Source organism: Anoxybacillus sp. MB8, assembly GCF_011006755.1.
In the GTDB taxonomy this organism is placed as follows: domain Bacteria; phylum Bacillota; class Bacilli; order Bacillales; family Anoxybacillaceae; genus Anoxybacillus; species Anoxybacillus gonensis.
This window is the reverse complement of sequence record NZ_RXXX01000058.1, coordinates 1-11936: the sequence shown is the minus strand read 5'-3', so window position 1 is coordinate 11936 and position 11936 is coordinate 1. Positions and strand designations below refer to the sequence as shown.

Genomic DNA, 11936 nt, shown 5'->3' with positions numbered 1-11936 from the left:
ACGATCGATCCAAACGCTCATCAAGCTGTCCAAACTGCCATATCGCAAGACGATCGATACGTTTGATTTTACCGCGCAGCCTTCGGTGGATGAGCGCCGGATTCGAGAACTGCTTACCTTATCGTTTATTGATCGAAAGGAGAATATCCTCTTTCTCGGTCCACCGGGGATTGGAAAGACGCATCTGGCTATTTCGATTGGAATGGAGGCGATCGCAAGAGGGTATAAAACGTATTTTATTACCGCCCATGATTTGGTCACTCAGTTAAGAAGAGCCGACCAGGAAGGAAAGTTGGAGAAAAAGCTTCGTGTCTTTGTGAAGCCAACCGTTCTCATTATTGATGAAATGGGGTATCTAAAACTGGACCCGAACAGCGCTCATTACTTATTTCAGGTCATCGCCCGTCGGTACGAACATGCCCCGATTATCCTCACCTCCAACAAAAGCTTTGGGGAATGGGGAGAAATCGTGGGAGACTCGGTTTTGGCGACAGCGATGTTAGATCGATTACTGCATCATTCCATCATTTTCAACCTAAAGGGGGAAAGCTATCGATTGCGGGAAAAAAGGCTCCAACAAGAAAAACAGAAGGATCAATGAGGTCCTTCTGGGGAATTTTAAACCGGCGATTTTGGGGAAAAAATAATCGGCCTTGACACAAGCAAATAAAAAAGTTTTCTTCTACAATCATGAGCAAATGTCTATAGAGCGCACAAGGGATGATAAATTTTTAATGACCGTCTCTAACGGTATATACAATGATGTCAAAATACTATATTCATCTTTTCAACAGTTATTGAATGACAGAAAGTTTTTTTACGAAAACGGACTAGATGTAATCGGTATATATTTAAGAAATATAGAAAATCAATGCCGAGAACAGTTAAAGCATTTAGACGTAGATAGCGAAGAATACAAACATTGTTTAACAACAACCATTCGCTACATTGAAGGTAAACATGCAGAAGCTCAAGCTAATATGAATGAAATAAATATGATTATGAACGAATTAAAAGAAAAAGGAATAGAACTAGGGGATACGCCTTTTTTCTACACTAAAGACAATGGAGAAGTAGTAGTACTTTTTCCGAATCCTCAAAAATCCAAAGATGTTGCAGGTACAGAAAGAGCGACTTTTCGTTTTTTGGGTAAATACAATACATAACTATTTTGTTTTACATATCATAATTCATTGAGAGCGGGAGCGGTTGAGGTTGAATAAGCCGCTTCCCTGCCAAAAAATAAGCATTGAAAGGGTGTGATGATATGAATAAATCAAAATATTTCTTTTGCTATGATTTAGCATTGAAACGAAAAATTGATCGGTACGGAATTGAATATATAACGACAGCGATAAGCAACAAAGGACATCGCTTTTGGCTGTATGAGAAAACGGAAGAATTGCAACAAATTTTAAACAAACGATAAACGGTTGAACGATTTAATAAGCACTTAATCAATAATAATAGGGGGTATGCATTTGAAATTAAAAAAGGATAAGCAAAAAGAGATAATTAAAAAGATTAATGATATCTACATAACGAATCGACAAAAATATTTAGTCATGAAGCCGAATGGTGAATATATAACAATTCAAACGTCAAAGCAATCAAAAGTAAAGCCTTTAATAGATGGATTCCTTAAAAATCATCTAAATGGTAATAAAGCAACCTATGGAGTATTTAACGGTCAATATTTTGGCAAATTCCTTTGTTTTGATGTGGATGTGCGGGATAAACAATATGCACGATGGAACGCCTATAAAATCATTTACGCATTAAAGGAAATCGGTATTCCATACGAGAAAATATATCCTTCAATCAGCGGCAATAAAGGGTATCATATAGAAATATTCTTTAAAAATCTAGTGCAAAATGATGTGCTGTATGAATTATTTATAATGACAATGGAAGCGGCAGGATTAGAAAGGGAATCAGAATATAAATACAAATGCGATGGCGGTTATGTAGAAATGAGACCTATTAGCAATCAATCAGGGGTAAAAATTCCTTTGGGTAAACATTTTAAGACAATTGGACATAAGCGGTGTTGGTACGTTGACAGAGACAGTTTACAAGAGATTCGGAGCTTTGAATATATATTACAAATTGAGCAGATCGAGAATGAAATTCTATACAATATCATAGACAAGCAAAAAGACCTTTTAGAAATTGATGAACAGACAGCAAATGAAATTGAAGAATCAAAAGCATACATAGATGAAAAGTATCAACCGCTTTCTATTTATAATCAGAATGTAAACGAGCAGGATACAATCGAGAGCATACGAAAACTTGAAGAAGAAGGATTGAAAGAGGTTGGCACAAGACATAATTCATTGTTGAAATTGGCTAAATACTACAAATGGCAGGGCATGAATGAAGAAGATTGCAGAAATCATTTACAATTTTGGATGGCAGAACAGGACACAAGAACATATAGGACAAAATGGGAACAATGTTTAAAGGATATTAGGGAGATCGTAAAATACATATACGAAAACGATGTAAGTCTAGTAGTAGCAAAGAAAGAGATTGCTGTAACATATAGTGAAATGAAATGGATTATACAAGCAAAGCGGAAAAATGAGCAGTTAATTCTGTTTTCAATGTTGATACATAGCAAACGATTTGCAAATGCAAAAGGGATATTTTATATGACACAAGAACAATTGGCCAATGCAACAGGATTAGATATAAGGACGATTCAAAATATATTACCAAAGCTTGAGCAAATGGGATTTATTGAGTACATATCGAGAAATCAAAAACAAAAAGGTACATATAAGAAAAAGGCGAATCGTTATAAATTACATATTGAAAATGAAATAAATGCAAATGAAAATACATATACAATTCAATGTAATAATTTAAAATATGCCGATTCATTTAATCATTGTCTAATTTCACTGTTTGATATAGATTACTTGAAGAATAATTTATCAAGACGACAATTTAACGAATTAAAAAAAATAATTGTTTAATTGATTAATTGATTAATTATTGGTGTTGGTTGGTTTAGTACCTTCCAGCACCTTTTTTAAATATTAGGCTACACCTAATATAAATAATATCTATTATACGAAAATTTGTACAAAATGATCATTGTCATATAGGAGATATTCGCAAGACCTAATATAATTTATCACGTTAAAGTATTAAAATGTCATCGAGCCGACTAACAATGTTAATCGAGCGATAGCGATAAAGTAAGCCCGTTTTTGCTGAAAAATGCTTATTTCTCAACGTTTTACGATAGCGTTTGCGATAGCATCGGTAAATGGATTTATATAGATAAGTGTTTAATAAGGTATACCTTTTTAAACTATTAAAAAAGTATCTGTTTCACGTTTGAAAAGGTTATAAAAATAATTTTTAAACGTTTAAAAAATATTATTTACCTTTATAAACATATTGGATATAATAAGAGTAACAAAACAAGGAAATGAGGGATAAAAAATGGCAAATAAAATTTTTGGTTACATAAGAGTATCAAGCAAAGAACAAAACGAAGCTAGACAACTCAAAGAAATGTTAGAGCTAGGGATCGATCAACGTGATATATTTATTGACAAAGAGAGCGGCAAAGATTTTAATAGACCAAAATATCAAGCCTTAAAACAATGTCTTAGAGAAGGTGATTTGCTTTACGTTAAATCAATAGATAGATTCGGTAGGAACTCAAAAGAAATATTGAGGGAATGGCAAGAGATAACACAGGAGATCAAGGCAGACATTAAAGTTATAGATATGCCTTTATTGGACACAACACAGCACAAAGACACATTAGGAACGTTTGTTAGTGATTTAGTGTTACAAGTATTATCATTTGTTGCAGAAAGAGAACGTGAGAACATTCGTCAACGACAAGCGGAAGGAATTGCAATAGCAAAGACACAGGGTAAACATTTAGGTAGACCGCAGATTAATTTACAAACACTTTCAAAAGAACAACGCCAAACATTAGAAAATAACTATCAAGCATGGAAGAATAAAGAGATTACAGGCGTACGGTTTGCAAAAATGTTAACCCTTAAAAAGAATACATTTTATAAAATCATGAAAGAGTATGAGGAAACATTACAAGGGTAGCAAGCCGCTATCCTTTTATTTTTTCTCAATAAATATATTGATTTTTTCAATGAATAGCGGTTGCTAATGTAATAGTACGATGAATCATTTCATTTTGTTAAAGCCGATGATAAAATCCCCAATATAGCCGGAATAAAATTCCCCACTTACAATAGAACCATAGTGTCAATGAGAGGAGCTATGGTTCATGATTACGAGAGGGGAATTTTTTATGATCAAAGAGATGTATGAAAGGGGAATGAGTATTTCTGATATTGCGAGGGAATTGGGGATCGATCGGAAAACCGTCCGAAAATATATTCACTCCCCCAATCCTCCTTCCAAATCCAAGCGAAAACAAAGAAAAAGCAAGTTAGATCCATTTAAGCCGTATCTTCAAAAACGAATGTTAGAAGATGGGGTGTTTAATAGCGAAAAGTTGTTTTTTGAAATTCGACAACAGGGCTATACGGGAGGAAAGACGATTTTAAAGGACTATATGCAGCCTTTCCGAGAGACGGCGAAAAAGAAATACACGGTTCGCTATGAAACGCTTCCTGGCGAACAAATGCAAGTCGATTGGAAAGAAGTTGGGGAGGTCGTGATCCAAGGAAGAAAAGTCAAGTTATCGCTATTTGTAGCCACGCTAGGCTATTCGCGGATGAAATACGCGGTATTTACGACCAGCCAGGATCAGGAACACTTAATGGAATGCCTGATTCAGAGTTTCAAGTACTTTGGTGGGGTTCCGAAGAAGGTGTTATTTGACAATATGAAGACCGTTACAGATGGGCGAGAACAAGGAGTGGTGAAATGGAATCAACGATTTTCCGAATTTGCGAGTTACTATGGATTTATTCCAAAAGTATGCCGGCCCTACCGGGCCCAGACAAAGGGGAAAGTCGAACGAGCCATTCAGTATATTATGGATCACTTCTATGTAGGAACATCGTTTGAAAGTATCGAAGAATTGAATTCCCTTTTGCATCGCTGGCTCGATCAAGTGGCGAATCGGAAGCCAAACGCCACTACCGGCATTCCTCCGCAAGAGCGTTGGGCAGAGGAACAGTTGAAACCTCTCCAGCTGAACGATTACGATACGAGCTATCTTTCCTATCGGAAAGTGCATTGGGATGGCAGTTTCTCCTACAAAGGGGAACAATGGCTCTTATCGGCGGAGTATGCGGGCAAAGAAATTCTGGTAAAGGAGCGATTGAATGGGGATATTCGGTTGTACTATCGAGGGGAGGAGATTTCTTACTTGAACCAACATAAAAAAGTAATTACATTCGCCGAAAAAATAAAAAAGAAACAGACGGAAATGGCGACCACCATTTCGCCTGTTTCGGTGGAAGTGGATACTCGTCCATTGTCCGTTTATGACGCATTCCTGCGAGGGGAAAGCTCATGAAAGAACGAATACACGAGTATTGCCACCAACTCCATTTGCCTGTCATGGCGGAGCGATGGTCCGCCATGGCAGAATACGCAGCTACTCATAATATACCATATTCGGAGTTTTTATTCCGCTTATTAGAGGCAGAAATCGTCGAAAAACAGGCACGATCGATCCAAACGCTCATCAAGCTGTCCAAACTGCCGTATCGCAAGACGATCGATACGTTTGATTTTGCCGCGCAGCCTTCGGTGGATGAGCGCCGGATTCGAGAGCTGCTTACGTTGTCCTTTATTGACCGGAAAGAGAATATCCTCTTTCTCGGTCCACCGGGGATTGGGAAGACACATCTGGCCATTTCGATTGGAATGGAGGCGATCGCAAGAGGATATAAAACGTATTTTATTACCGCTCACGATTTGGTCAATCAGTTAAGAAGAGCTGACCAGGAAGGAAAGCTGGAAAAAAAGCTTCGTGTCTTTGTGAAGCCAACCGTTCTCATTATTGATGAAATGGGGTATCTAAAACTGGACCCGAACAGCGCTCATTACTTATTTCAAGTGATCGCCCGGCGGTACGAGCATGCCCCGATTATCCTCACCTCCAACAAAAGCTTTAGGGAATGGGGAGAAATCGTGGGAGACTCGGTTTTGGCGACAGCGATGTTAGATCGATTACTGCATCATTCCATCATTTTCAACCTAAAGGGGGAAAGCTATCGATTACGGGAAAAAAGACTCCAACAAGAAAAACAGAAGGATCAATGAGGTCCTTCTGGGGAATTTTAAACCGGCGATTTTGGGAAAAAAATAATCGGCCTTGACACTACCTCATGCAAGAATTTGATATGATGAAATTGAGCCATCTTGATCATCCTTTTTCTCTCCCTCTGATGAAAAGTTTAGGCACTTTCAATCATAAGGGAGGTAATGAAAATTGGAAATCAGGTGGCTCATTTTTTATGTGATCGAACCCTTCAAAAGTGGCTCAATTTTAAATTATCAAATACACACAGAATATCTTCTTAAAATATCTATCATCTCAGATGAAAACTTTTTATTCTTTTTAAGTTTAGATATTCCAAATTGTTCTGGTTCCTCTAAAATAATAGCAACAATTCCTGTTACATAGGCCGCGGCTAAGGAAGTTCCGCTATACATGCCATAGCCACCATTATTGGACGTAGTTAGAATATCTACACCCGGAGCAGAGAAATCAATCTTTCCCCGTGCTGAAAAACTGGCCGTTTTATAATTACTATTTACTGCTGTTACAGAAATAACATCTTTATAATTAGCAGGATAATCTGTCTTCCCACCATAGTTATTTCCTGCAGCAGCTACAACTATTATGCCAGCGTTAATAGCAGTTTCAATAGCTTTCCGCAGTTCCGGATTATCCGATGACATGCCAAAACTAATATTCATTACCTGTATCCTGTTATCGATGCACCATTGGATGCCTCTTACTAAGTCTCTAACATTTCCGCGCCCTTTATCATCCAGAACTTTTACTGAATATATTTCTACGTTGGGAGAAACTCCTCGAATGCCAATCTTATTATCACTAGCAGCTATAATACCTGCAATAGCTGTGCCGTGACCATATGTATCATACAGAGGTTGACCTGGATTGATTGCATTAAACTCCTTTACTACTTTTCCTTTAAGATCCTCATGTTCTCTGTTAATACCACTATCTAAAATTGCAACCTTAACTTTTGAAACAGATACCTGCTTCACCAGCAGTTTATTGATACCTACACTATTTACTCCCCAAGGAATGATTTGTCTTCTGCTACTCATCAGTAACTGCATATCATTTAATTTTCTTCGTGAGTTATCTATCAAACTTGGATAGTTTGATTTTTCACCTTCGTCATTAGCACTGCTGGCATTTGTTTTGAAATTATCATTTTTAAAAAAACTATTTGAAATATAAAAGGGAAATGCTAGAACCAACGAAAGTATCAGTAAAATAAGCTTTTTCAACCTAATCACCCCCTTTTTAACAAAATAGGACGATTTAATTAAACCGTGGTACTAGTTGAACTCTTCCACTCAACTAACACCACTGGTTAATAATAATAATAATATCTGTCAACCCCTTTTTTAGAATAAATTGTATATAAAGAAACAAAAAACCACCCCAGATGGGATGGTGGAAATGTTGAATGTTCGTCTACCTCACTTCGACTGGTAATCCCAGTGAGCACCATGAACGAAAGTTTCTAATATTTCCCGAGTTAGTCCATGAATTGTCCACAAAAAATATTTTACTCACATTTCCGAGGATTTAAACTTGTCCCGCATAGAAAATACAATTTGTATCACAATAGCCATTGCTAACAATACCGAAATGATTATACTTAAATGTTTCAAGTCTGAACCTAGATCTCCCCCACCATAAATCAAGCTAAAATAACTGTTTACACCATAAGTTGCAGGAAGTAAATGACCAAGCTCATAATAAAAAGATGGCAATAATTCTCGTGGTACCATCGCTCCTGAACTCGCGATTTGAATTGCTGTTAAAGCAATATTAAAAATCATACCTGGAATTCCAAATAACATAACAAAAACTTGAGATAAAGCTAAAAAGCTAAAGAAAAGAATCGACTGAAATCCCCATAAAACAAAAAAGTTATGATTCAATTCAATATGAAACAGATTCATTAAAAAAATGCTTAATAAAGAGATCCCGAGCGCTAATACAATATTAATCATCTGTCTACCAACAAAAAGTGAAAATCGACCATACTCATTAATTAATCTGCCATTTGCAATCTGCAAATATTGACTAATAAGCATGGCACTAATATAGGAGGCTAATACAATTAATAGCGGAACCATCGTAATAGCAAATCCTGCTTTTCCATTTGTCTTTACTATATTGGCCGCTATAGGATTCATTTTTATATTTTTCTGCACCATATCAACAACTTGAGTAGCTATATCCTCGATCATCACTTTCGTTTTTTCATCGGGAACCTTTTCTGCCACTAACTGTGGAATTCGTTTTGCCATCTGTGTATTTATTGTTTCTCTAAATTGAGAATTGAGAGCATCATTAATTTTATTCGCTGCTTTTTCCATCATTTGTTTTGTTAAAGTTGGAGTGGCTTGATTAATATAATAGTCCATCGTTATATTCTCATTTGCTGTCAATTTTTCTATTATTCTATCAGGGAGATGAATAACCATATTGACGTTTCGTTTATCTAAGGCTTCAAGTGCTTGAGTTAACTCTTCAAACACTTTTAATCGAAACAAATTTCTATTCTTCAACTCCTTTATAATTTCTTTTCCAAGTTCATCATTACTAACAACCGCTACTGAAAATTGATTTGTTCGATCGTAGACACCATCATAGGCAGTTAACCATACAGTAACAAATATGAGTTGAAAAGCAATCGCTGCGGCAATTCCCACTAATGTTTCTTTCTGTTTAAAAAAACTTTTAACGATTTTCACCTAGGTTCCCTCCCTTTAATGCTTAGTTCCTCAAGAATGTGTCATAATCTAAATGACTGACCGCCAGTCTTTATTAGGCACTATAAACTGATTACGTATGATGTACTAATACACTCTTTATAAAACTCTCTATAGATTCCCAAAATTCCCTAGGTTTTTCCATCATCGGACTATGACCACTATTTTCAATAACCTTTAATTGTATCTGTGGATTGAGAGGAATTGAACTTTTCCAAGGTTCAATTGGTGAAACTTTGTCTTGATCTCCCCATAATAGTAATATTGGACACTCTATCTTTGGCAAAATTGATTTAGCGTCATATTTATCTGCTTCCTTAGCTAATCGAATCATATTTAGGAAACTACGTCTGTCACTAAAAAACTCCGAAACAAGATCTAGTTGCTCGTCAGTGACACACTGTCGATTGACAAATAACTTCTCTCTTAAATCACCAAACCATTTTTTGCTTTCTTCCTTGCTTCCCATTTTGGGAGGTCCAATCCCAAGATTAGTGCTCCCCATACCTGGCGCGCCACTGACGACAATTGCGGCCACTTTTTCCGGAATTGATGAAGCTAAATCCATAGCAAGCAAACCACCCAAAGAATTACCGATAACAATTGCTTTATCTTTAATCGATTCATTCAAAAATTGGATTAACATTTCACGTAACTCACTAATTTTATGGCCATAAGCAGAAAGTGGCTCCCGTAGGCGAATAATAGTGTATTGGGTTTTAGAAAAATATGAAGTAACATCTCCCCATATCCAATCCCCAGCAAATAAGCCAGAGATAAATAATATAGGGATTCCGTTTCCTTCTGATTTAAAACTTTCCATACTTCCCCCTCCTGTACTGACGGTCAGTCATATAAGCATTATATTCCATTTTTTAATCACATTCAAGTGCGTCATTTGCAAAAGAACACATATATGCTTACGAATCATTCTCGGACAAACTTTTCAAAGTCACGTCATCACCCCTTTAGTGCCTTTCTCAACAACGAATCAATCGTATGAAGATAGTCATCTATACAGTAATCTGAATGGTAAACAAAACAGTCATGCGCTACATGTTCCACCATACCAACAATTAGTATGGCAGTCATTTCAGCATTCAAATCGCAGCTAAACTCACCTGATTTCTGACCATTTTCGATTAAGCTTTTTAGGAAATTATAGTAGGGAACCCGAATTTCTTTTTCTGCTTTCCACTGTTCGGTCTTAAATGCACTAACTGCATTAAATATCGGAAAAACATCGCGGTAACTTTCCATTACAATAAATGCCGCTTTAATCACTTGGACAAGCTTCTCAAAATGATTAACCTTCAAGTCAATTACTTTTTCAGCTTCGGAAAGTATTTTCCCCTGCATTTCACGTACTAAGGCAAGAACTAAGTCTAATTTTGAAGGAAAGTATATATAAAAAGTACCTTTTGCAACACCTGCCATTTCAGCTATTTCAGACACTTTTGTATCATCGAACCCTTTCTCCGCCAAAACAGTCCTTGCAGCAGTTAAAATTTCTTGATAACGTTCAGTTTTTCCAGTCATTTGATACTCACCCTCCTACTAATATAAAAATCACAGAAAGGAGCACCCTTTCTGAGAATTGTACGGAACGACACAAACAAACTCAGAAAGTGCTTTCCATGAAAAAGCATACCACACTCCTGAAAGTGATGCAAAAGGTGTTGCAAACAATAACATTAACCCATGACGCTCAGCTAGCATCATGGGTACAAATTGCATACAAAGAAACAAAAAACACCCCGAATGGGATGGCAGAAGTAATGAAGCTAGCCTTCTGCAAATAATCTTCTTCCGATATCGTATCCAACCGCTCCGATGTAAATCGGTACGACAAAAGCAACAGACGGATAAAACGGAATGGATACAAGCGTTGCAATAATAAAAACGACTGCCGAATGAAATTTCTTATCGAAAAACAAAAGAACACCTTCTGTCACTATACAAACAAGCAAAATGAGCAACAACGCAAACGGAAAAACAGCCCACGTAAACGACCATGAACTGAATAGCCAAAGCGCTAAGGAAAACAACACAATCGACAGGAACACTTTTTTCAAAAATACTTTCATAACTCACTTCCTTTATCATCTGGATAAAAGAAAAAGAAGAATGAAAATGCATGTGTAAAATAGTATCTTTTCTCGCGGTTTTCCTTTTCGTTCAATAAGCGCATACAACAAAAACGTAATAACAAGCGAGTATAGAAGTTTAAACATCATACAAAATAAACCACCTTATTCTCACAATTATTGACTTTTAATTACAGCTGCAAGCTCGTATGCGCGTTGAATATCTGCATGAGCAGAATTTGAAACACTAATCATATTTGCAGCAATAATCGAAGCCGATCCTGCAGCCGTTAAGGCGCCAAAAATAGTACTAACTGTTAGTACAGCTACTCCTAATGCTCCCATTAATGCGGCAGCTTCAATTAACAGGGTACTCCTAGCTGAGCTAATCGCATCAGCCCTTGTCATAAAAGAGGAAACCAATCCACCTTGACTTCCTTGCAAATAGTTGTGTTTTGAAATGGTGGTTCCTGAAATTACTGCAGAAGAATCTAGCATAAAAGCGTTCAATCCACCTTCCCAATACCCCTTCATCTTAGCTGCTCTCAACCAATAGCCACCTCTAGAAGACTTATAATAGTAAGTTACCCAAGATAATCCTCCACTACTTGTGGAAGTAATAGAATTTTGTTCATGAAACAACTGCTGATTATTATATTTGTTAATGTCTAAAGATAACTTTTCTATTTCCTCAATATACTTGTCATATGTTAGAATCCCTTGTTTAAACTTTTGTGCAATCGGCTTAATTTTTTTAAAATCTTCCTCACTCAATACAAATGTAAACTTATCTTCTAACTCTGGACCTGAGTCAATATATTGGACAGAAAAAAGTTAACTCGTTATGCTGACTGACGTGCTTGATCTTCTACTTCTTGTGGAGTTCTGTAA

At 36.6% G+C, this 11936-nt stretch carries 13 protein-coding genes; 7 read left to right on the top strand and 6 right to left on the bottom strand.

Annotated elements, in window-relative coordinates; translation table 11 throughout:
* The 7 genes from istB (EKC99_RS14160) to istB (EKC99_RS14130) all read left to right on the top strand — a co-directional run.
* Positions 1-601, top strand: a 601-nt coding sequence (istB, locus tag EKC99_RS14160) for an IS21-like element IS5376 family helper ATPase IstB (protein WP_163152484.1), incomplete at its 5' end; no start/stop codon positions are given.
* 52 nt (positions 602-653) lie between these two features.
* On the top strand, positions 654-1166 hold the full coding sequence (locus tag EKC99_RS14155; protein WP_163152482.1) for a hypothetical protein: 513 nt from the start codon (positions 654-656) through the stop codon (positions 1164-1166).
* 101 nt (positions 1167-1267) lie between these two features.
* Positions 1268-1429, top strand: a complete 162-nt coding sequence (locus EKC99_RS14150) for a hypothetical protein (RefSeq protein ID WP_163152480.1) — start codon at positions 1268-1270, stop codon at positions 1427-1429.
* Positions 1430-1481: 52 nt separating this feature from the next.
* Positions 1482-2984, top strand: a complete 1503-nt coding sequence (locus EKC99_RS14145; RefSeq protein ID WP_163152478.1) for a helix-turn-helix domain-containing protein — start codon at positions 1482-1484, stop codon at positions 2982-2984.
* 475 nt (positions 2985-3459) lie between these two features.
* A complete protein-coding gene (locus EKC99_RS14140; RefSeq protein ID WP_163152476.1) occupies positions 3460-4092 on the top strand; it encodes a recombinase family protein in 633 nt (210 codons plus the stop codon).
* Positions 4093-4279: 187 nt separating this feature from the next.
* Complete coding sequence (gene istA, locus EKC99_RS14135; RefSeq protein ID WP_163152474.1) at positions 4280-5482, top strand: IS21 family transposase; 1203 nt, start codon at positions 4280-4282, stop codon at positions 5480-5482.
* Positions 5479-6234, top strand: a complete 756-nt coding sequence (gene istB / locus EKC99_RS14130; protein WP_163152472.1) for an IS21-like element IS5376 family helper ATPase IstB — start codon at positions 5479-5481, stop codon at positions 6232-6234. The genes istA and istB (EKC99_RS14130) overlap by 4 nt, the downstream gene beginning before the upstream one ends.
* A gap of 234 nt (positions 6235-6468) precedes the next feature.
* Here istB (EKC99_RS14130) and EKC99_RS14125 read toward each other — a convergent pair whose 3' ends face one another.
* The 6 genes from EKC99_RS14125 to EKC99_RS14100 form a co-directional block, all read right to left on the bottom strand.
* A complete protein-coding gene (locus EKC99_RS14125; RefSeq protein WP_483296104.1) occupies positions 6469-7467 on the bottom strand; it encodes a S8 family peptidase in 999 nt (332 codons plus the stop codon).
* 279 nt (positions 7468-7746) lie between these two features.
* Positions 7747-8940 (bottom strand): YhgE/Pip domain-containing protein, encoded by a 1194-nt coding sequence (locus tag EKC99_RS14120; protein WP_163152470.1) that lies wholly within the window; start codon positions 8938-8940, stop codon positions 7747-7749.
* A gap of 91 nt (positions 8941-9031) precedes the next feature.
* The gene (locus EKC99_RS14115; protein WP_163152468.1) at positions 9032-9781 is read right to left on the bottom strand and encodes an alpha/beta fold hydrolase; all 750 of its coding nucleotides are present in this window, start codon (positions 9779-9781) and stop codon (positions 9032-9034) included.
* A 137-nt stretch (positions 9782-9918) separates the two neighbouring features.
* On the bottom strand, positions 9919-10497 hold the full coding sequence (locus tag EKC99_RS14110; RefSeq protein ID WP_163152466.1) for a TetR/AcrR family transcriptional regulator: 579 nt from the start codon (positions 10495-10497) through the stop codon (positions 9919-9921).
* Positions 10498-10742: 245 nt separating this feature from the next.
* The gene (locus tag EKC99_RS14105; RefSeq protein WP_163152464.1) at positions 10743-11045 is read right to left on the bottom strand and encodes a hypothetical protein; all 303 of its coding nucleotides are present in this window, start codon (positions 11043-11045) and stop codon (positions 10743-10745) included.
* 177 nt (positions 11046-11222) lie between these two features.
* The gene (locus tag EKC99_RS14100) at positions 11223-11819 is read right to left on the bottom strand and encodes a hypothetical protein (protein ID WP_163152462.1); all 597 of its coding nucleotides are present in this window, start codon (positions 11817-11819) and stop codon (positions 11223-11225) included.
* Positions 11820-11936: the final 117 nt, after the last annotated feature.